A 20,344-nucleotide genomic window follows, 5' to 3' on the forward strand; every position below is an offset into this window, starting at 1 on the left:
TCAGTTCGCCAGTTCTGTCGCCGCCTGGGCTGGTACGGCCTCGCCCATCGCTTCCCACTGGAGGTCGCCGGCATAGCGCCATGCCAGCTTGCCCGCGTCGTCGATGGCGAAGAGGTGCAGCCACGTGTTGTCGAACAGTGCGCGCACCCCGGCGTGCTTCTGGAGCACGGCGGTCATCGCCTCGCGCGGGGCCTCAATGCAGACCGAGAGGCGCAGCGGCTCGTGCGTCAGCTTGTGCCCGTCGTGGACCGATTGCCACGGGAGCCCTGCCCGCAAGGGGCCGCCGTTGCCCTCGATCACGCCGATCCCGCCGACCACGTTGTGCAGCAGCTTGTTGCCGCCGCCAAACTGCTGCGGTGCCACGCTCGAGCCATAATACTGCAGGCTGATCCAGCTCGCGACGACGACCGGCGCGGTCATGATCAGCTCAAGCACACCGAAGCCCTCGTCGCGCCGCCAGACGTAGTCGTGGAGGAAGGCGCGGCCTTCGAGGTTCCGGCCTGCCGTGCGCATGCGCGGCGCGGCGATGAAGGCCTTGCACCCGGCCAGCGCCCATTCCGCCCGGGTTTCCGACCAGTCGCGGCTGCGCTTGATCACGCTCGCATCATCCTTGGCACGCGGAAGGCGCAGCGCGCGTTCGCTGCGGGTGAGCACGGCGGCGGCGGCCAGCCACTGCTCGGCCTGCGCGATGGCATCGCGGTGCGCGTCGGTGGACTGATCCTCGGTGTAGAGCGTCACCGCATCGGTCGTGGTATCGTGCAGCGCGGCGATGAACAGCGTCGTCTGCGGGATCACGATTCCCTTGTCGACGAGTCCGGCACGCACTTCGGGATCATTGAGCAGCCCGGCCAGCAGGCGCGCGTTGACCTCGCCCGAATAGCCCCCGCAGGCGCCGCAGTGAAGGCCGCTGGCGTGCGGATTGTTGACGACATTGGCGCCGTGGCCAGCCAGCAGCACCAGCGGCGCGAAATCCGCGGTGAGCGACATTGCGCCGAGGATAGAGGCGGCCATGCCGACGCGGGTCGCCGCATCTGGTGCGGGATCGGCAAAGGGCTTGGGATCGCGCGGCGGCTTGTTGGCCTTGAGGCCGAGCGCGTCCTTGAGCAGCTTGCCGATATAGATCGGGCCCGCCGCCTCGACGAAGGCGAACGAGGAAACCGCCGCCAGCTTGAAGCGGCCCCAGGCCCGCGCCGCGCGGGCAGTGTGGCGGGCATCCGTGGCCCCTTCGCCGCCGGTGCGGCTGGTGAGCCCGGCATTGAGCAGCACCGGAAGGCGGTGTTCCCGGACATCCGAGGCAAAGCGCTGGTGCGAGGCAGTGAGGCCGAAGAACCCGGCAAAGCCCAGCGTCTGGATGCGCCGGTCGAGCGATTCCAGTGCGCGGCGGAACACCTCGGAGCGCACGTCGATGCAGAAGGCGGCCTGCAAGACAGGAGGCTGGCGTTCGAAGCCCTCCAGCGGCGCTGCCAGCGTTTCCGCCAGCGCCGATTGCCCGGCGCGTTCAGTCGCTTCCTGCAGGACCGCGTCGATGATCTGGTCCGCCGTCGGCGAGACCGGCTCTTCATGTGCAGCCAAGGCGGCGAGCCAGCCATGGCCGATCTCGGCGCCATATCGGGCGAGCAGGGCCTGTTCCCACAGCAGGCGGATGGTGAGGAAATCGGTGGTCGTCTGGTCGCTGCGTCCGGCCAGCTCGGCCTGCCACAGTTCGTAGCGCGCGACATGGGCCCAGCCGCCGAGCGTGACGAGCAGGCTGTGGAAGTAGGTTGCCAGAGCGGCGGTCGGCAGTTGCATCGCGGCGACCGCGCTTGCGAGCGCTTCGGCCGCGCGTTCAGGGGCATCGGCAACGAAGCTGCCGAAGCCGGCGAGGCCGGCGATCTCTGGCGTCAGGTCGTGGCTGGCGACGGCCTGCCACGCGGCATAGGCACCCTTGCCGCGTGGGGCGGCCCACAGCGCCTGGCCCTTGTCGAAATAGCCGCCCGCCCAGGCGCCGAAACGCTCGGCGATCACGCCGGGCCAGTCGATGCCCGAAGCCTTGGCGGCAAGGTCAGCCACCGTCGGCACAGCCGTGGCTGGTGCCGGATCATGGGCGATGGCGGCCTGCAGCGCCGCCAGCGAATGCGGCTTGCCAGCGTGGGGCGAAGCGGCGAGGGCGGCGGCGAGATCCGCGTCGGTGATGGCCCCGCTGGCGATCCGGTCGCGGTACCACCGGCGCGGCATCGTCACCGGGGTGCCCGAAACGCGCGCCATGAGCGCGGCGGTTTCGGCAAGGGTAAGGCCGGTCTGGCCGAGCCAGGGGTTGACCGCGACGCTGGAGGCCAGCGGCCAGACCGGGGGAATGGCGCGGGCGGCGCCATCGGCGGCGACCTTGAGCTGCGCGAGCGTCTGGCTGTTGTCGGTGGGGATCAGGAGCATGGGAGTGATCCTTCGGGAGAGAGTGTGCAGCTCACGCAGGCCGCTTGAGAGTCCAGCCGCCGAGCATCCGGTCGAACAGGGCGTTGGCGTAGAGGCCGTTGGAGAGGTGGACGCGCAGGCCCGCTGCCGCCGGGTGGTAGGCCCACAGCGGGAACATCGACTGCGCCACCGCGACAAGGCCGAAGCTCAGCACCGAGAGCACCATCAGCGTCCATTCGAGCGGACCCGGTGCGGGCGTGGCAGGCAGCGTCCCGGCGGTGAGCCAGAGCGCGAGGCCATGGAGCGTAAAGTAGCCGATCGAGGCGGCGACTGCGTAGACAGCCATCTTGCGGGTCAGCGCGCGCGGCGCGCTGTCGGCGAGGCCCTGGGCGAAAAGGTAGGCGACGCCGAAGATCAGGATGGCACCCAGTGCGACCGCCTGCGGCGACTTGTGGTGGAAGCCCGGAACCGCGTCGAAAGCAAAGCTCATTACCGTGTAGATGGCGAGCGCCGCCAGGAACGCGCGGCCGACCGCCGCGGGGCGCGGGATGGCCACCGGCCCTGGGCGCCGCGCCGCCGCGATCTGCTCGACCGCACCGCCCGAGGCGAGGAAGGCATGCGCCTTGTAGAGCGAGTGCAGCACGATGTGCAGCAGCGCGAGGGGAAACAGCGCGAGGCCGCACTGCATGATCATGAAGCCCATCTGGCCGACGGTCGACCAGGCGAGCGAAGTCTTGATTGCCGGCTGCGTGAGCATGACGAGCCCGCCGAACAGCGCGGTGAAGCCGCCGATCATGACGAGGACAGCAAGGACGCCGGGGGCAAGCAGCATGACATCGGCAAAGCGGATCAGCAGGAACCCGCCCGCGTTGATCACGCCCGCGTGGAGCAGCGCGGAAACCGGCGTGGGCGCTTCCATCACTTCGGTGAGCCAGCCGTGGAGCGGGAACTGCGCGGACTTGAGCAGGGCGGCAATCGCCAGCAGCCCGGCTGCGCCCATCGCGGCATATCCGCCCATGCCGGCATGGGCGGCGGCAAGGATCGCCGGCAGATCGGTCGTGCCATAGGCCTTGAGCATGAGGAGCGCGGCACCCAGCAGCGCGGCGTCACCGGCACGGGCGGTGACGAACTTCTTGCGCGCGGCGCGCTGGGCGGCGACCCGTTCCGGATAGAACAGCAGCAGCTTGTGGAGCGCGAGGCTGGTCGCGATCCAGGCACCGAGCAGCTGGACCAGCGAGCCGGCCGTGACCAGCAGCATGACCATGGCGAGCGTCGTTGCCAGCCAGGCCATGAACACGCCGTAGCGCGTCTCGCCATCGAGGTAGACGCGGGCATAGCGCACCACGATCCAGCCGACGAAGCTGACCAGGAGCAGCATCACCCCGCTGATAAGGTCGAGCCGGAAGGCCAGCAGTGGCAGCGCGGGGCTGGCCGCGAACAGGGGCAGCGTGGTCGCTCCGCCGCCGGCGAGCGCCACCATCGTGCCGCAGGACAGCGCCGCAGCCAGCAGGGCGAGCAGTTCGATTGCGCCAAGCGGGGCGCGACCGATGCGGCCGGGCCGCGCAAAGCCGAACGCAGCCGCGATCAGCAGGAGCGCGGGTGGGGCAAGGACCAGAAGGGGAAGGGACATCTTCGGGGCTCCACTGGAGGGGCACGCTTGTTGCCCCTCACCTAGCGAAACCGCAGATCAGCAAAAAATTCATTGTTTAGCCCATACCGTTCGTTTTAAGTGAACGATATGGGTGAGCTCAATTACAACCATCTCCGCTATTTCTGGGCCGTCGCGCAGGACGGCAACCTCTCGCGGACGGCGGAACGGCTCCATGTCTCGCAGTCCGCGTTATCGGTGCAGATCCGCAAGCTCGAGGATCGTCTCGGTCATGCGCTGTTTGAACGTCGGGGCCGCGCGCTGCACCTGACCGAGGCGGGCCGCATCACGCTCGATCATGCCGAAGCGATCTTCGCGACCGGCGATGAACTGCTCGGCACGCTCAAGGAAACCGGCGCGGCGCGGCAGGCGGTGCGGATCGGCGCGCTCGCCACACTTTCGCGCAATTTCCAGATCAGCTTCGTGGAACCGCTGCTGGCCCGCGCCGATATCGAAGTCGTGCTGCGCTCGGGCAGCCAGGCCGAGTTGCTCGGCGCTTTGCAGTCGCTCGGGCTCGATGCCATTCTCACCGATCAGGCTCCCGCCAGCGATGCGCTGACCCCCTTCATCGTCCATCGCCTGTCGGAGCAGCCGGTCAGCCTTGTCGGCGCACCGGCGTTGCTGGGCGAGACGCGCGCCGTGGCGGAGTTGCTGCGGGTGCATCCGGTGGTCCTGCCGGCTGCGGGCAGCGGCATGCGGGTCGGCTTCGATGCGCTCGTCGACCGGCTCGGCCTGCGCCCGCAGATCGCCGCGGAAGTGGATGACATGGCGATGATGCGCCTCATCGTGCGTGAGGGTCATGCGCTGGGGGTGCTCCCCCCGATCGCGGTGCGCGACGAACTCGCCGACGGCACGCTCGCGGAGGCCGAAGCACTGCCGGGGATTGCCGAGACGTTTCTGGCCGTCACCACCCAGCGGCGGTTTCCCAATCCGGTGGTGCGTGACCTCATCGACCGGGCCATGCGCGACCGGTTCGACAACGCTTGAACGCGGCAGTGCTCCGCGATTCTCACACAGCCCCTGTCTATAATTGCAAATTCCGTTCAAGTTGACATTGATATTTATCAAAATAAAAATAAAATAAAAAACACTTAAATTAGATTAAATATTTCCCATCTCCTGCAAAGGAGGTGAGCCAATTATGGCTTTTTATGATGTGAAGAGTGAGCAGTCTTCAGGTCTTGGCAAGCCGATCATGACGCTGGATCGAGGCGCTCTGGCCGATCTGCTGATCGGTGACCGGGATTGGCTGCTGACAAGGCTTGAAGACATGGAAGTTATTGTCGTCCGGCAGGCGTTCTGTCCGGAGCGGCCGCTGCGTTCGTTTGCAGACCGGCTTGATGCCATGCTCCACGGACCGCTTGCCCCAGCACGCCTTCCAGTCCCCGAGGACTACCTCATCGTCGGCGATCCCAAGGTGTCCGCGCTCGCTGAATACGTGCGCAACGGCCACATCTCGGAAAGCGATCATGTGCTGGGCCATGCGCCCGGCGGCGTCTCCATCATGGCGATCCCGGGCATGGGCAGCAGTGCGGCACCGACCGAGTTTGCCTGCACGGCAGCCGCGTGGGACGGCCTGATGCCCGCCGAACAGCGAGAGCTTGCGTCCCACACCGTGCTGCATGGTTTCTGGCACGACCGGCTTTACCACGAGCGGGAGCCGCGCCACGAGGCGCTGATGCAGTGGATGGCCCGGCAAAGCATGGAGTTGCCGCTGGTCCAGCCGCTCCCCGGCGGCCGCCATGGCCTGCTGCTCGATGATACGGCGATTCAGATCGCGGGCATCGAATTCCTGGAAAGCGAAGCCTTCCTCGGCGGTCTGCGTACGTGGGTGACGCAGCCTGCCTTCGTCTACCGGCACACTTGGCAACCGGGTGATCTGGTCATCTGGAACAGTGCTTCGGTGCTCTACCGCCAGCTTCCGCGTCCGGATAACCCGATGTGGAAGATGGCGCAGGGCCGGCGCTGAAGACGCCCTGATCCAGCGGAGGAGGCGGCAGCCCGGTCGGCCCTGAACCGACCGGGCGCTTTTTGTTGTCATTTCGGTACCAACGGATCGGCACTTGTCAGCAAAGCTGCATCATTCGGAGTCGGAGAATCGGTCAGACTCTGCTCCTAGCCGTTACTAGACGGCTGCTTGTTTCAGGCCTGTCCAACCCTTCGCACCGCGCCGGAAGACCACTGCCGATGAATGCACTTGCCCTCCTGCCTGCCGTACCCCCCCGCCAGGCCTGGATTCAAGCGCAGCTTGCTGGCGTTGTGGACCTGGTCGCGGATCATGTGCCTGAACTGGATGTGCGCTATCGCGATCTTGCGGGCCTCAAGGGGGGCGAAGTGGCCTGTCCGGACACGCTGGTGCGTGAGCTGGAGGAGGCTGAATTGCTGGTCATCGGCGCGCCAATTGGCCACCATCCGACGACGCCGGCCCTTGCCGAATGGTATCGCCGCAGCCGCGCCAGCAAGGGCTTCGGCGCGCCGCTCTATGCGATGGGCCTGCATCCGGGATTGCAGGCCTGGTTCGCACAGGTGATCCGCGCCGACCGGACGTTTCGTTACAGCGCGCGGGGCCCTGAAGGCCTGCTTACTGGCAAGAAGGCCATTGTGCTCGCCGCTCAGACCGGGCCCTGGCACAGCGAGGCGCTGACCACGCACCAGGTTCACTGCATCCACACCCAGCTGCGCTTCATGGGTATCGATGAGATCGCGACTATCGCATCCGACCGCGATGCCGATCCGGCGCGTCGTCCCCGCCGCTGGCAGGCGCGCCTGCCCCAGGCGCTCGCGGCCTGAGGCAGCGCGCGCGCCTGATCCGCAGCGCGATCACTCCCACTCGATCGTGCCGGGCGGCTTCGAGGTGTAGTCGTAGACCACGCGGTTGATGCCCTTGACCTCGTTGACGATGCGCGTCGCCACTCGGCTGAGAAAGCCTGCATCGAAAGGATAGATGTCGGCGGTCATGCCATCGGTCGAGGTGACGGCGCGCAGCGCACAGACGCTATCATATGTGCGGAAATCGCCCATCACGCCCACGGTCTTGACCGGCAGCAAAACCGCAAAAGCCTGCCAGATCGCATCGTAAAGCCCGGCGCTGCGGATCTCCTCGAGATAGATTGCGTCGGCCTTGCGCAGGATATCGCATTTCTCGCGCGTCACTTCGCCGGGGATGCGGATGGCCAGGCCCGGGCCGGGGAAAGGGTGACGGCCGACGAAGATTTCCGGCAGGCCCAGTTCGCGGCCCAGCGCGCGGACTTCGTCCTTGAACAGCTCGCGCAAGGGTTCGACGAGCTTCATGTTCATCCGCTCGGGCAGTCCGCCGACGTTGTGGTGGCTCTTGATCGTCACCGAAGGTCCGCCGGTGAACGAGACGCTCTCGATCACGTCGGGATAGAGCGTGCCCTGCGCAAGGAAATCGGCGCCGCCCACCTGCTTCGCCTCGGCCTCGAACACGTCGATGAAGGTCTTGCCGATGAACTTGCGCTTGGCTTCGGGGTCGGTGACGCCCGCTAGGCCGCCCAGGAACAGCGCCGAAACGTCCTTGTGGACGAGCGGAATGTTGTAATGATTGCGGAACAGGCTCACGACCTGCTCGGCCTCGCCCATTCGCATGAGGCCGTGATCGACGAAAACGCAGGTGAGCTGATCGCCGATCGCTTCGTGGATGAGCACCGCTGCAACGGCCGAATCGACACCGCCCGAAAGTCCGCAGATCACGCGGCTGTCGCCCACCTGCTCGCGAATTTCGGCGATCTTGGTCTTGCGAAACTCCGCCATGGTCCAATCGCCGGCGCACCCGCAGACGTGGCGCACAAAGTTGGCGATGAGTTTGCCGCCATCGGGCGTGTGGACCACTTCGGGGTGGAACTGGGTTCCGTAATAGCGCTTCTCGTCGTTCGCGACGACGGCGAAGTGCGCGCCATCGGACATCGCGACGGTGCGGAAGCCGGGCGCGAACTGCGTCACCTTGTCCTCGTGGCTCATCCACACCTGGTGGCGCTCGCCAACGGCCCAGAGCCCGTCGAACAGCACGCAGGGTTCGGTCACCGTCAGGAAGGTGCGACCGAATTCACCGGAGTCGCCGGGTTCGACCGTGCCGCCAAGCTGATGGCTCATCACTTGCTGGCCGTAGCAGATGCCAAGGATGGGCAGGCCGCTGTCGAACAGCACCTGCGGCGCGCGCGGGCTGCCTTCGGCGGGCACGCTGGCCGGGGAGCCGGAGAGAATGATGCCCTTGGGCTTCATCCGGTGGAAGGCGGCTTCGGCCTGGGTGAACGGGGCGATCTCGGAGTAGACACCCGCCTCACGGACACGGCGCGCGATCAACTGAGTGACCTGGCTGCCGAAGTCGACGATCAGGATGGACTCCGGCAGGCTCGATTCTGAAGGCTGTGTGCTCATGACAGGCGGATAATGGGCAGCGCCGCACCTGTCCAGCGAGGGCGGAAAAAAGGCGGAGAATGCGATTGCGCACTGTGCATCTGGTTTATAAAATGTTTTAGTATTGAAATATTCGTGCTTCCCCAAAGGGCATTGGATCGGAAAAGCCTGATATTTCAATATATCAGTAGTGAATCAGGATTGGTTGCGTATATTGCAACTGTACTTGCCTCGTTCGCACTTGCAGCACGCGTCGGAAAGGCTATTTGCGCCCTCGTTCCAAACGCACTGCGCAATCCACCACCCTGCCGGCGCGAGAAGAACGGGAGAGGTCCCCTGAAAGAGCCCAAAACAGGAGGACACTATGCGTAATATCACTTCGGCCATCGTTTCGCTCGTTCTGGCTGCTGGCATCAGCGGCATGTTCTTCGGCGCCACGCTCGTCTGAGCGCGTTGACGTGAGCGTTATCCCGCAGGACGGGATTCCACCGGAAAACGGCTGCCTTACCCTTTAAGGCAGCCGTTTTTGTTTTCGGGCCGTGCGGCTAAAGCTGGCGCGCATGACCGGTCCGATCATCACCCGCTTTGCGCCCAGTCCGAATGGCCCGCTGCATCTGGGCCATGCCTATGCCGCCATCGTCGCCCACGATCGCGCCGCGCAGTCAGGCGGGCGTTTTCTCCTGCGCATCGAAGATATCGACGGCGCGCGCAGCCGATCGGAACTCGCGGACGAATTTCGCGCCGACCTCGCCTGGCTTGGTCTGGCGTTTGAGGAGGTCCCTGCCCAGTCGACCCGTATTGAACGCTACCGCGAGGCAGCAAACAATCTGCGCGCGATGGGCCTCCTCTATCCGTGCCGCTGCACCCGCGCCGAAGTGGCCGCTGCCGCCACCCTCCATGGGCCGGACGGGCCGATCTATCCCGGCACCTGCCTGCGCAATCCGCCTCTGGCGTGCCCCGATCCGGTCTGGCGGCTCGACGTCGAGCAGGCGTCCGAACTGGCGGGACCGCTAACCTGGTTCGATGAACGCCGCGGACCGCAGGGTGCGCGTCCAGCCATGCTCGGCGATGTCGTGATCTGGCGCCGCGATGCGCCGGCCAGCTATCATCTTGCCGCCACGCTCGATGATGCCGAGGACGGCGTGACCGTGGTCACGCGCGGGGCCGACCTGTTTGCCGCGACGCATATCCACCGTCTGCTGCAAGTCCTGCTCGGCCTTCCCGAGCCGCGCTGGCATCATCACCCGCTGCTTACCGGCCCTGATGGCCGCAAGCTCGCCAAGCGCCGGGACGCACCCTCGCTCGCGGATCGCCGCCGCGCCGGGGAGGATGGCCGCGCGCTGGCGGAAGCCCTGCGCGCTACCCGCTTTGACACTGGTGTTTCGCTCGATGACAGCCTAGACCTTGCGCCATGACATTGCTCCTTGTTCCCGTGATCCTCATCCTGATGGGGCTTACCGTCTGGTCACTCCTGCGCGGCATCGGCGCTTTCCTCAGCACCACCAAGGCTGATCTGGAAGGCGACGGCACGCGCGCAACCGAAATGCAGCTGCTGCAGAACAAGATGATGTTCAACCGCATCAAGTATCAGGGTCTTGCCGTGGCCGTGGTCGCGGTGCTGCTGCTGTTCACCCACGGCGGCCGCTGAACCCACCCGTCTCGTGGTCAAGCTCAACAAGATTTACACGCGCACCGGCGATGACGGCACGACGGGCCTCGTCGACGGCTCGCGCCGCGCCAAGCACGATCTGCGGCTCGAGGCGATCGGCGAGGTGGATGAACTCAACAGCATGGTCGGTTTCGCCGCGCTTGCGCTCGAGGCCGATCGCGCTGCCCCGCTGCGGCGAATTCAGAACGACCTGTTCGATCTCGGCGCCGATCTTGCGACACCGCTGGGCGATATCGGCGGGGCCGATTTCACGCCTTCCGAAATGGTGCTGCGCATCGTCCCGGCCCAGCCCGAACGGCTCGAGGCGGAAATCGATGCGCTCAACGCCCAGCTTCCGCCGCTGACCAGTTTCATCCTGCCCGGCGGCAGCGAAGGCGCGGCGCGCGTCCATCTCGCCCGCACCATCACCCGCCGCGCCGAGCGCGCGGCCACCGCGCTTGCCGCTTCGGAGCCGGTGAATCCCGCGGCGCTCGCTTATCTCAACCGGCTTTCGGACTATTTCTTTGTCCTCGCCCGCGCGATCAATGCCGGCAAGGATCCGCTGTGGGTGCCTGGCGCCTCGCGCTAGCCGATCCTCTCAATTCCGCAGCTTCCCTCGCGCGCCAATCCCCACTAGTCAGCGCGCAAAGTGCATTCACGGGGGGTTCGTTTCATGCAGACAATTGCAGTCATCGGCGCAGGGCAGATGGGTTCGGGCATCGCCCAGGTTGCGGCCGCCTCGGGCAAGAGCGTGCTGCTTTCGGATATCTCGCTCGCCGTGGCAGAAGCCGCGCACGGCAAGATCGAGAAAGGCCTGATGAAGCTGGCCGAGCGGGGCAAGATCCCTGCCGAAGACGCGGTCGCCACCGTATCGCGGATAACCCCTGTCGGCGACTACGCCCGCCTTGGTGAGGCTGATCTCGTGATCGAGGCGGCGACCGAGCGCGAGGACATCAAGCACAAGATCTTCGAGGCAGCGGGCAAGCATCTCGGCGCCAGCGCGATCATGGCTACCAACACTTCGTCGATCCCGATCACCCGCATGGCGGTTTCCTCACCCGATCCCGCGCGCTTTATCGGCATCCACTTCTTCAATCCCGTGCCCCTGATGAAGCTGGTCGAAGTCATCCCCGGCCTTGCCACCTCGGTGAGCACGATCGAGGCCGTCCGAGGCTTCGTCGCCGATATCGGCAAGGAAATCGTGCTCTCGCAGGATGAGCCGGGCTTCATCGTCAACCGCATCTTCGTCCCCTTCATCAACGAAGCGGCTTTCGTGCTGGGGTCTGGCACCGGTTCGATCCTGGATATCGACAAGGGTGTGAAGCTGGGGCTCAATCATCCGATGGGCCCGCTTGAACTGGCGGACTTCATCGGGCTCGATACCCTGCTCGAGATCATGAAGATCTACCTCGCCTCGACCGGGGACCCGAAGTACCGCCCCGCGCCGCTGCTGCAGAAGTATGTCGAGGCCGGCTGGCTCGGCCGCAAGTCGGGCCGCGGCTTCTACGACTACAGCGGCGAGGTTCCTGTCCCGACCCGCTGATCTGCCGGATCGGCGTTACGGGCTGTCGGCACCGTCGGCAGGCGCATCGTCGGTGTCGTCCGCCGCAAAGGGGGCAGGTCGGCGCGAAGGGTCTACCAGGTCCTCGCGTCCCGGCGTGCCGTCGCGCACGCGGTCCGGGCTGGAAGGATCGTAGCCCTGATCGTCGATGCTGCGGCGGCGGTCGTCTTCCGCCCATTTGCGGAATTGGCCTTCGCGCGCTTCGCGGCTGGTCTGGCTTTCGCTCTGCGTGCTGGTCAGCCATGCACCGGCGCCGGTGGTGGTGAACATGATGGCGCTCGCCGCCATGAACAGGGCCCAGATCAGGGCGTACCAGCGGCTGCGGAAGAGCAGTTCGTACACGGTTCGAAGATCCGTCCAGTTGCGCCCGCGTGGTGTACCGACCGCGTGGTTAAGGAAGATCAAAGCGGTCCGAAACGGATGTAAATACCCTATGATATCTCACTAAGATATTGTTCTGTAGGTAATTTTCGGAATAGAACAAAGCGGGAAAATAGACCACTCCCGGGGCATGACGCACAAGCCTCACGCCCTCCCGCTGGCCGTACTGGCCGCCTTGGTCCCCGGCAGTCTCGCGCTGCCCGCATGGGGCGCCGCCTCGCCTGCACCGTCTGACCGCGAGGCCGCGATCTTCTCCCGCTGCGAGGGGCCGGCGCGGGTCACCTGCGTCGTCGATGGTGACACGTTCTGGTACCGCGGCCTCAAGATCCGCATTGCCGATATAAACGCGCCCGAACTGGGGCATCCCTCCTGCGCGAGCGAAGCGCGGCTGGCGGAAGCGGCGACGCGGCGGCTGACCGACCTCCTCAATGCCGGGCCCTTCACTCTTGCGATCGATGGGCGCGAGACGGATCGCTATGGCCGCGCGCTGCGCGTGGTGCGGCGCGGCGGACGCAGTCTCGGCGAGGTTCTGGAACGCGAAGGCCTCGCCGAACACTGGCACGGCCGCCGCGGGGACTGGTGCGCGGTCTGATCCGGAAGGGTCGCTTCGGTTACAGCACCGGCCCGGTTTCGCCTCACAGCGCGCGGGGGCCCTGGCGCTGCAAGCTAGGCTGCGCGCAGTCCGCTGACCCCCATTGCACCGCGATCCTGCGCCGAAAGCCCGTCGAATGCGGCATCGATGATCCGCGCCAGTTTCTCCTCGGTCAGGCGATCCATCAGGATGCCCATGACGCCGATATTGCAATAGGGTGCGACCATCTGGTTGATCAGGCTGAGCGCCATGTCGATCTCCAGCCCGGCAAAGAAGCCTTCGCCCATCGCCTCGGCAATGATCATGCTGAGGTAGTGATCGGCAAGGTCGACATAGCTGCGTACCTGCTCGAAATATTCGTTGCCCAGCTCGACGTACATTCCGTGCGCCACCGGGTCGGCCCGATAGGCATCGCGCATCATCACGAAGCGGCGTGCGAAGAATTCGTACATCTTGCGGCGGGGCGGGAGATCGCAGGCGACCACGTCCTCCATGATCGCAACCTTGGGCCGGAACCAGTATTCCGCCACGGCCTCCAGCAGCGCCTCGCGGCTTTCGAAATAGCGTTGCACTTGCGCGGGTGACATCCCCGCCCGCAGCGCGACTTCCTGCATCGTCAGCGCCTGCCCGCCGCGCTCTTCGATCAGTGCGCAGGTCATCTCGACCAGGCGGGCCCGTGCGGCTTCGATATCGGACTGCGCGGGGGGCATGTTATGATCCTGTCGCCGGGAAGGCCTAAAGGTCATACTAGGCATTGCCCCGGCCGGTTTCAATTCCGCGGCGGGCAATTGATCGAGTCCGGATCGGCGCTGGTCGGGGCGGAAGGAGAACGAACAATGGCACTGCCGGGCAACCTCCAACCCTTGCGCGTGCTGGCCGCCTCGCTGGCGCTCTCCATGCTGCTGTCCGCCTGCGCCGCGCAGCGTGGGGGCGCGGGCGTGGCTTTCGCTCCGGCACCGGGTCCGGGGCCGGCCGCGCCGGTCGAAGTGGCCGTGCTCGCCTTCAACGACTTCCACGGCAATCTCGAACCGCCGCGCCAGAGCGTCGGCATGCCCGACGGGCAGGGCGGCACGGCGCAAGTCCCTGCCGGCGGTGCGGCCTGGCTCGCCACTGCGCTGGATGCCCTGCGCGCCCGGCACCCCCTCTCGCTCACCGTGGCGGCGGGCGATCTCATCAGCGCCTCGCCGCTCGCCTCCTCGCTGTTCCTCGACGAGCCGTCGATCGAAGTGCTGAGCCGGCTCGGCCTCGATTATGCAGCCGTCGGCAATCACGAGTTCGATCGCGGCACGCGCGAGCTGCAGCGCATGCAGGCGGGCGGCTGCGAGAAGCTCACCGCGCGCGAGCCGTGCCAGCTCGAACGCTTCGCGGGCGCGCGCTTCCGCTATCTCGCTGCCAGCACTTTGACCGCCAGCGGCACCCCGCTCTTTCCCGCCAGTGCGATCCGCACGTTCGGAAGCGGTGCGGCACAAGTGAAGATCGGCGTGATCGGTCTGACGCTGCGGGGCACGCCGATGCTCGTCAATCCGGCGGGAATCGCCGAGGTGACCTTCGCCGACGAGGCGGACACCATAAACGCCGAAGTGCCGAAATTGAAAGCGCAGGGTGCCGATGCCATCGTCGTCTTGATCCACCAAGGCGGCAAGCAGACGGGCGCACCTGATCCCAATGGCTGCACCGGGTTGGCCGGAGAGATCGAGCCGATCCTCGCCCGCCTTGCGGCCGGGGTCGATCTGGTCGTCTCCGGACACACGCATGCCGACTATATCTGCGAAATGCCGACCGCAGATCCGGCGCGTCCCGTCCTCCTCACCAGCGCGGGGCTCTATGGCAAGGAACTGACCGAGATCACGCTCAGCATCGATCCAGCCGCCCACCGCGTGATCACGCGCCATGCGCGCAACCTGATCGTCCAATCGCAGGCCTTCACCTCGGCGAGGGGGCCAGTGGCGCTCTCGCCGCTCGTTCCCGGCTATGCGCCGCGCGCGGATATCGCGGCCTATGTCCAGCGCTATGTCGATGCCTCGAAGGCCTACGCGACGCGTCCGGTGGGCAAACTTTCTGGTCCGGCTGACCGCGGCGAAGCGCCGGCCGGCAGCACCGGCGGGCCGCTTGCCCATCTCATCGCCGACGCGCAATTGGCTGCAACCAGGAGTGCGGGAGCGCAGATCGCGTTCATGAACCCCTACGGCGTGCGCGCCGCGCTGGTCCCGGCGGCAGACGGTACGATCACCTTCGGCGACCTCTATCTCGTCCAGCCCTTCGGCAATGCGCTTGTCACCGAAACGCTGAGCGGGGCCGAAATCAAGGCCGCGCTTGAGCAGGGCTTCGATGCAGTGGGTCCGGAGCAGGTTCTCGCGCCCTCTGCGGGGCTCGTCTATCGGTATGATCGCCGCCAACCGGTGGGCAGCCGCATCGTGGCGATCACGCTAAACGGCAAGCCGCTTGATTCCACCGCCAGCTACCGGGTGACAACGAACGGCTTCCTCGCGCTCGGTGGCGACGGTTTCACGGTGTTCAAGGCGGGCCGCGGTCAGGTCACCGGGCCAAGCGATATCGAGGCGTTCGAAGCTCTGTTCCGCAGCAAGACGATGATCGATGTGCCAGGTGATGCGCGGACCATCGACGCGGGCGGTTGAGGCCTAGCCGAACAGCCAGCGCCCGAGCAGGCGATGGAAGGGAAAGGTCAGCGCGCCTGCGGTCAGCAGGCCGCCGATCACCAGCCCGCGCACGGTCCTGCGATGTGCGGCATGGTTGTGCGCGCGCGCGGTGATAACGAGGCGCGGGGTCTGTACCGCCACGAAGGCGGAAAGCAGATGGATCACGCTGAAATGGCCGTGGTTGGTTTCGAGGATCCAGAAGCTGTCCACCGCCGAAATGAACATCGCTCCCGCCCAGATATATCCCAGCCGTCGATGCAGCCGCGTTCCCCGCCTCTGCCACAGGATCACCGGGGTCAAGGTGAGGGCGATGATCACGGTCAGCAGATGGAGCCAGACCGCCGGCGGCACCATGCCCCAGCCGGCATGGCCGCGCGCGATGGCGGCCAGTGCGGCGGCGAGCAGGGCGAGCGCGGCCCAGCCGAGGGCGCGCTCCAGCCGGTCCGGGGAAAGCGGCTTGGACGGTTTCAGCGTTTGGGAGGCCATGGAATGAACCCTGATGTGCGGCGGACATATTCGGCATAGTCGGGTCGGCGCTGGACGAGGCCCTTTTCGAGCAGCGGCTTGCCCGACCAGCGGGTGAGGGTGAACGTCAGGAAAACCGGCCCCGCCACCGAGGCCAGCGCCACCGGCAGGCCTGCGTCGCTCGCTGCCAGCCAGATTCCCCACCACACGCAAGTGTCGCCGAAGTAGTTGGGATGGCGGGTGTAGCGCCACAATCCGGTATCAAGCACTTTGCCCTTGCTGGCAGGATCGGCGCGGAAACGGGTGAGTTGGGCATCGCCGATGGTTTCGAACGCGAAACCGATCAGCCACAGCGCGCCGCCGGCGAGGGCCAGCGGGCCGATCCCGGCATTGCCGGAGGCCAGCACACCGAGCTGCGCGGGCAGGCAGGTTACATAGAGCAGCACAGCCTGGATCGCGAAGACCTGCGCTGCAGCCCGACCATATTTGCCGGCCTTGCGCGCCTTGCCGAGCATCCGGGCATAGCGCACGTCCTCGCCATGCGCGCGCCAGCGGGTATAAAGATGCCAGCCCAGCCGCGCCCCCCAGATCACCGCCATCGCCGCGATCAGGCTGGCGCGCGGGCCCTTTTCCGCCGCCTGTGCCCAGGCCGAAGCCGCAAGCACGGCCATCGCCGCGCCCCACACCGCGTCGATGAAGCTCACGTCGCCAATCTTGGCGGCCGTGCGCGCCAGCAGCGCCATCATGACCGCCAGCGCGATCGCGTTGATCAGCAATCCCTCAAGCATCGAACATCCCTGCAAAGTCCTTGATTCCGCGCTCCGGATGCTTCGGCGTCACGCTCTGGTAGATCTCGGCCACTTGCTGCATATCTGCCTTGTAATCCCCCGTTGGCATGATTGCCGGGCCCAGCCCGCCAACCTTGCGGCCATAATCCATCAGCCCCACCACCATGGGAACCCCGGCGCCGAGGGCAATGTGATAGAATCCCGTGCGCCACTGGTTGACCGCGCTGCGCGTCCCTTCGGGCGCGATGGTGAGGGCAAAGTGCTCGCGCCGCGCGAACTCGGCGATCATCGCATCGACCACATTGTGCCGTGCCGACCGGTCGATCGAAATGCCGCCCATGTCGTGCATGAAGCCGCCCATCGGCCAGCGGAACAGGCTGTCCTTGGCCATGAAATGCGCGTCGATCCCCAGTTCGTTGACGAGGCCGAGGAAGTAGACGAAATCCCAGTTCGAGGTGTGCGGCGCGGCGATGATCACATAGCGACCGCCTGCCGGAGGCGCGCCAATCGCTCTCCAGCCCTGCATCCGGTAAAACCCGAGGAGCGCGCGCTTCACCACGCGCGAGGGCAGGCTCGCCTGCCCGCTCTCCCTGTCCCGCGCAACCGTTCCTGCGTACATCCGCCGCTCTCCCCCAAGGCTTTGTCTAGCGAGGCGGAGAGAGCTTGTCGAAGGGGAACCAGCCCGGAGCGGACTTGCCCTTTTGGCCTGCCCTTATAGGCTGCATTGACTATAATAAGCACAGTTATTATGTGCGTGCCTATGCAGAACAACATCGCTTTCCTGACCTCCGATGTCAGCCGCCTGCTGCGCAAGCGCTTCGACGTGGTCAGCCGCCGCTTCGGTGTCACCGGCCCGCAGTGGCGCATGCTTGCCGCGCTGCGCCGCACTCCCGGAATCAACCAGGGCGCACTCGCGCAGTGGCTGGAGGTGGAAGCGATCACCGCCGGTCGCATGATCGACCGGCTGGAAAAGTCCGGCATGGTCGAGCGCCGCGCCGATCCCAATGATCGCCGCGCCTGGCGCCTGTTCCTCACCGATGCCGCCACGCCCCTGCTCGACGAGCTGTTCATCTGCGCTACCGATGTCTTCGAGGAAGCACAGCAGGGCTTTACGCCTGCCGAGCGCGACCTGCTGCTGGCGCTGCTGGAGCGTGTACGCGCCAACCTGCTCGAGGAAACCCCGCTCGAAAAGGTCCCCGAAACACCACTGGCGGAAGGAGCGCTTGCCCATGGCTGAGGCCGATCCCTTCAAGCCCGTCGAGGCGGAACGCAGCGCGAGCGAGCGCCGCCGGGCGACCCGCAACAAGCGGCTGCGCCTTGCCGCCATGCTCGTCGTGCCCGCGCTGATCGTGGGCGGTGTGCTGTTCTGGTGGTTCGGCAGCCCGGGCGAGGTCTCGACCGACAACGCCTATGTGAAGCAGGACATTGTCTCGATCGCGGGCGAGGTGAACGGCCTCGTGGTCGCCGTCAACGTGCGCGAGAACCAGCCGGTCAAGGCGGGGGACGTGCTCTTCCGCATCGATCCCGCCAGCTATGAGGTCGCCATCCGCCAGGCCGATGCGCAGATTGCCAGCGCTCAGGCGCGGGTGACGGCGCTGCAGGCCGATGTTGGCGCCAACGCCGCCGATGTTGCCGGTGCGCGCGATGATCTGGCTCTCGCCGAAGCGCAATATGCACGGGAGAAGGCTCTGCTCGATCGGGGTTTCAACACCCGCGCGCGCATGGACGAGGCGCAGCACGCTGTTGCGGCCGCGCGCGACCGGCTCGCCTCGATCGGCGCCGAAGTCGAAAAGGCGCAGGCGCAGCTCGCCACTGGTGCGCAAGTGCCGGGGCTCAATCCGCAAGTCGCCGCCGCGCAGGCCCTGCGGGCCAAAGCATCGGTCGATCTGGCACGCACCGTGGTGCGGGCGCCGGTCTCGGGCCGTGTCACGCAAGTCTCGCGTCTGCAGATCGGGCAGATGGTGTTCACCGGCGTGCCGATGCTCTCCATCGTGCGCGAAGGCGGCGCGCGGGTGGAGGCGAACTTCAAGGAAACCGACCTTGCACGCATGCGCCCTGGCCAGCCTGCCGAAGTGAAGCTCGATGCCTATCCCGGGCTCAAGCTCAAGGGCCACGTTGACAGCATCGGTGCGGGCACCGGCTCCGAATTTTCGGTTCTCCCCGCGCAGAACGCCACCGGTAACTGGGTCAAGGTTACCCAGCGCGTGCCGGTGCGCATCGCCATCGATTCGGCCAGCGGAGATCGTCCGCTCATCGCCGGCCTCAGCGCGAACGTGACGGTGCATGTCGGCAGCAAGTAACGCCCAGCAACCCACGATGCGGGTGAACCATCGCCCGCTGCTGTTCACCGCGGTGATGGCGGCGATGGTGATGCAGGTGCTCGATACCACCATTGCCAACGTGGCGCTGCCCCACATGGAAGCCTCGCTCTCGGCGACGCAGGAAACCATCAGCTGGGTGCTGACCAGCTATGTGCTGGCCTCCGCCGTGGCGCTGCCGCTCGGCGGCTGGCTGGTTGATCGGTTCGGCATCCGTGCGGTGTTCACGCTGTCGGTCGTGGCCTTCACGGTTGCGTCGATCCTCTGCGGCCTTGCTCAAAACCTTGGTCAGATGGTGGCGTTCCGCATCATCCAGGGGATCGGTGGCGCGTTCCTCTCGCCTTTCGCGCAGACCGTGATGCTCAATGCCAGCACCGCGCAGGAACGGCCCAAGATGATGGCGCTGTTCACGCAGGGCGTGATGCTCGGCCCCATCGCCGGGCCGCTGCTCGGCGGCTACATCACCGAAAGCTATTCGTGGCGCTGGGTGTTTTTCATCAACGTGCCCATCGGCATTGCTTCGGGCTGCGTGCTGTGGTGGCTCCTGCCGCGCCAGCCCGCCATCCGTCGCCCGATCGACATGACCGGCTGGGTGCTTGTCGCGCTTGCGCTCGCCTCGTTCCAGCTCATGCTCGATCGCGGCCCCTCGCAGGACTGGTTCGGCAGCGGCGAGGTGGTGACCTACGCCGTGGTCTGGGCCTGCACCGCGTGGATGGCCACGGTCCACCTCGTCACGGCCAAGCGCCCGCTGTTTCCGGGCCGCCTGTTCGCCGACGCCAATTTCGTTGCCAGCCTGATCTTCATGTTCCTCATCGGCTGCGTGATGATGGCGGTGCTCGCCCTGCTGCCGGGCCTGCTCCAGGGCATCTATGGCTATCCGGCGGTTGATGCCGGCTGGCTGCTCGCACCCCGCGGCCTTGGCCTTCTTGCCTCGATCACGCTGCTCGGGCGCTGGATCACGAAGATCGACCCGCGCATCGCGCTCACCATCGGCATGGGCCTCTCGGGCTGGTCGCTCTGGCTGATGGCCGGTTGGTCGCCCGATATGCCGATGACGCCGATCTTCCTGACCGGATTGCTGCAGGGGGTGGGCATCAGCTTCACCATCATGCCGGTCAATCTCATTGCGTTTGCCACCCTGCCACCCGAACTGCGCACCGACGCGGCGGGCCTCACCAACCTGATGCGCTCGATCGGCGCTTCGATCGGCATTGCCGTCTGCACGTTCATGCTCGCGCGGGGCGTACAGGTTAATCACGCAGAGATGGCGGCGCGGGTCACGCGGATGAGCGTGCCCTTCGATCTCGATCGCATCACCACCTTTGGCGGCGTATCCGAGGCCGGGATGCGGGTAGTCGATGGCATGGTCAACAAGCAGGCGGCGATGATCGGCTACCTCAACGATTTCTACATGATGGCGCTGCTGTGCTGGGCTGCGATCCCCGTGCTGTTCTTCGTCAAGGCCGGCCAGCCCGCTGCGCGAGGCGCGCCGCAGATGGCGCCGGCCTCCGATCACTAAGCGGT

The 20,344-nt window shown here is 66.2% G+C and carries 20 protein-coding genes; 12 read left to right on the plus strand and 8 right to left on the minus strand.

Annotated features, from left to right (window positions below; genetic code table 11):
• Together AQZ52_RS04590 and AQZ52_RS04595 are read right to left on the minus strand one after the other, a co-directional pair.
• Complete coding sequence (locus AQZ52_RS04590) at nt 1–2,409, minus strand: YbcC family protein (protein ID WP_067906787.1); 2,409 nt, start codon at nt 2,407–2,409, stop codon at nt 1–3.
• 31 nt (nt 2,410–2,440) lie between these two features.
• The gene (locus tag AQZ52_RS04595) at nt 2,441–4,018 is read right to left on the minus strand and encodes a proton-conducting transporter transmembrane domain-containing protein (RefSeq protein WP_067906789.1); all 1,578 of its coding nucleotides are present in this window, start codon (nt 4,016–4,018) and stop codon (nt 2,441–2,443) included.
• Nucleotides 4,019–4,126: 108 nt separating this feature from the next.
• Between AQZ52_RS04595 and AQZ52_RS04600 the strand changes: the two genes are divergently transcribed.
• The 3 genes from AQZ52_RS04600 (at nt 4,127) to AQZ52_RS04610 (ending at nt 6,826) form a co-directional block, all read left to right on the plus strand.
• The gene (locus AQZ52_RS04600) at nt 4,127–5,023 is read left to right on the plus strand and encodes a LysR family transcriptional regulator (RefSeq protein WP_067909450.1); all 897 of its coding nucleotides are present in this window, start codon (nt 4,127–4,129) and stop codon (nt 5,021–5,023) included.
• 154 nt (nt 5,024–5,177) lie between these two features.
• Nucleotides 5,178–6,005, plus strand: coding sequence for a TauD/TfdA family dioxygenase (locus tag AQZ52_RS04605; RefSeq protein ID WP_067906791.1), 828 nt, complete (start codon nt 5,178–5,180; stop codon nt 6,003–6,005).
• Between the two features lie 218 nt (nt 6,006–6,223).
• A complete protein-coding gene (locus AQZ52_RS04610; protein ID WP_067906793.1) occupies nt 6,224–6,826 on the plus strand; it encodes an NAD(P)H-dependent oxidoreductase in 603 nt (200 codons plus the stop codon).
• Nucleotides 6,827–6,856: 30 nt separating this feature from the next.
• On the opposite strand, the gene guaA is transcribed toward AQZ52_RS04610, so the two are convergent.
• Entirely contained in the window at nt 6,857–8,431 is a 1,575-nt protein-coding gene (gene guaA / locus AQZ52_RS04615; RefSeq protein ID WP_067906795.1) for a glutamine-hydrolyzing GMP synthase, read from the minus strand.
• Between the two features lie 539 nt (nt 8,432–8,970).
• On the opposite strand from guaA, the gene gluQRS reads away from it, so the two are divergent.
• The 4 genes from gluQRS to AQZ52_RS04635 all read left to right on the plus strand — a co-directional run bounded on the left by gluQRS (nt 8,971) and on the right by AQZ52_RS04635 (nt 11,601).
• Nucleotides 8,971–9,825: a tRNA glutamyl-Q(34) synthetase GluQRS gene (gene gluQRS / locus AQZ52_RS04620; RefSeq protein WP_067906797.1), complete on the plus strand. Its 855-nt coding sequence runs from the start codon at nt 8,971–8,973 to the stop codon at nt 9,823–9,825.
• A complete protein-coding gene (locus AQZ52_RS04625) occupies nt 9,822–10,058 on the plus strand; it encodes an HIG1 domain-containing protein (protein ID WP_067906799.1) in 237 nt (78 codons plus the stop codon). Before gluQRS ends, AQZ52_RS04625 begins: the two co-directional genes overlap by 4 nt.
• A 13-nt stretch (nt 10,059–10,071) precedes the next feature.
• On the plus strand, nt 10,072–10,647 hold the full coding sequence (locus AQZ52_RS04630) for a cob(I)yrinic acid a,c-diamide adenosyltransferase (protein ID WP_067906802.1): 576 nt from the start codon (nt 10,072–10,074) through the stop codon (nt 10,645–10,647).
• Between the two features lie 84 nt (nt 10,648–10,731).
• Entirely contained in the window at nt 10,732–11,601 is an 870-nt protein-coding gene (locus AQZ52_RS04635) for a 3-hydroxyacyl-CoA dehydrogenase NAD-binding domain-containing protein (RefSeq protein ID WP_067906804.1), read from the plus strand.
• A 15-nt stretch (nt 11,602–11,616) separates the two neighbouring features.
• Here AQZ52_RS04635 and AQZ52_RS04640 read toward each other — a convergent pair whose 3' ends face one another.
• Nucleotides 11,617–11,961: a hypothetical protein gene (locus AQZ52_RS04640; RefSeq protein ID WP_067906806.1), complete on the minus strand. Its 345-nt coding sequence runs from the start codon at nt 11,959–11,961 to the stop codon at nt 11,617–11,619.
• A gap of 169 nt (nt 11,962–12,130) precedes the next feature.
• On the opposite strand from AQZ52_RS04640, the gene AQZ52_RS04645 reads away from it, so the two are divergent.
• A complete protein-coding gene (locus tag AQZ52_RS04645; protein ID WP_067906808.1) occupies nt 12,131–12,592 on the plus strand; it encodes a thermonuclease family protein in 462 nt (153 codons plus the stop codon).
• Between the two features lie 74 nt (nt 12,593–12,666).
• Here AQZ52_RS04645 and AQZ52_RS04650 read toward each other — a convergent pair whose 3' ends face one another.
• On the minus strand, nt 12,667–13,302 hold the full coding sequence (locus AQZ52_RS04650; RefSeq protein WP_067906810.1) for a TetR/AcrR family transcriptional regulator: 636 nt from the start codon (nt 13,300–13,302) through the stop codon (nt 12,667–12,669).
• Between the two features lie 126 nt (nt 13,303–13,428).
• On the opposite strand from AQZ52_RS04650, the gene AQZ52_RS04655 reads away from it, so the two are divergent.
• Entirely contained in the window at nt 13,429–15,228 is a 1,800-nt protein-coding gene (locus AQZ52_RS04655) for a bifunctional metallophosphatase/5'-nucleotidase (protein WP_067906812.1), read from the plus strand.
• Nucleotides 15,229–15,231: 3 nt separating this feature from the next.
• On the opposite strand, the gene AQZ52_RS04660 is transcribed toward AQZ52_RS04655, so the two are convergent.
• Genes AQZ52_RS04660 through AQZ52_RS04670 form a run of 3 tightly spaced genes read right to left on the minus strand, consistent with a single transcriptional unit; the run spans nt 15,232 to nt 17,121 of the window.
• The gene (locus tag AQZ52_RS04660; RefSeq protein ID WP_067906814.1) at nt 15,232–15,735 is read right to left on the minus strand and encodes a DUF2306 domain-containing protein; all 504 of its coding nucleotides are present in this window, start codon (nt 15,733–15,735) and stop codon (nt 15,232–15,234) included.
• Nucleotides 15,717–16,502, minus strand: a complete 786-nt coding sequence (locus tag AQZ52_RS04665) for a DUF1295 domain-containing protein (RefSeq protein ID WP_067906816.1) — start codon at nt 16,500–16,502, stop codon at nt 15,717–15,719. The genes AQZ52_RS04660 and AQZ52_RS04665 overlap by 19 nt, the downstream gene beginning before the upstream one ends.
• Entirely contained in the window at nt 16,495–17,121 is a 627-nt protein-coding gene (locus tag AQZ52_RS04670; protein ID WP_067906818.1) for a lysophospholipid acyltransferase family protein, read from the minus strand. Before AQZ52_RS04670 ends, AQZ52_RS04665 begins: the two co-directional genes overlap by 8 nt.
• A 129-nt stretch (nt 17,122–17,250) precedes the next feature.
• On the opposite strand from AQZ52_RS04670, the gene AQZ52_RS04675 reads away from it, so the two are divergent.
• Genes AQZ52_RS04675 through AQZ52_RS04685 form a run of 3 tightly spaced genes read left to right on the plus strand, consistent with a single transcriptional unit; the run spans nt 17,251 to nt 20,339 of the window.
• Nucleotides 17,251–17,739: a MarR family winged helix-turn-helix transcriptional regulator gene (locus AQZ52_RS04675; RefSeq protein WP_240481451.1), complete on the plus strand. Its 489-nt coding sequence runs from the start codon at nt 17,251–17,253 to the stop codon at nt 17,737–17,739.
• Complete coding sequence (locus AQZ52_RS04680) at nt 17,732–18,802, plus strand: HlyD family secretion protein (RefSeq protein ID WP_067906822.1); 1,071 nt, start codon at nt 17,732–17,734, stop codon at nt 18,800–18,802. The genes AQZ52_RS04675 and AQZ52_RS04680 overlap by 8 nt, the downstream gene beginning before the upstream one ends.
• Nucleotides 18,786–20,339, plus strand: a complete 1,554-nt coding sequence (locus AQZ52_RS04685; RefSeq protein WP_067906824.1) for a DHA2 family efflux MFS transporter permease subunit — start codon at nt 18,786–18,788, stop codon at nt 20,337–20,339. Before AQZ52_RS04680 ends, AQZ52_RS04685 begins: the two co-directional genes overlap by 17 nt.
• Nucleotides 20,340–20,344 lie beyond the last annotated feature (5 nt).

Source organism: Novosphingobium fuchskuhlense (assembly GCF_001519075.1).
Lineage (GTDB): Bacteria > Pseudomonadota > Alphaproteobacteria > Sphingomonadales > Sphingomonadaceae > Novosphingobium > Novosphingobium fuchskuhlense.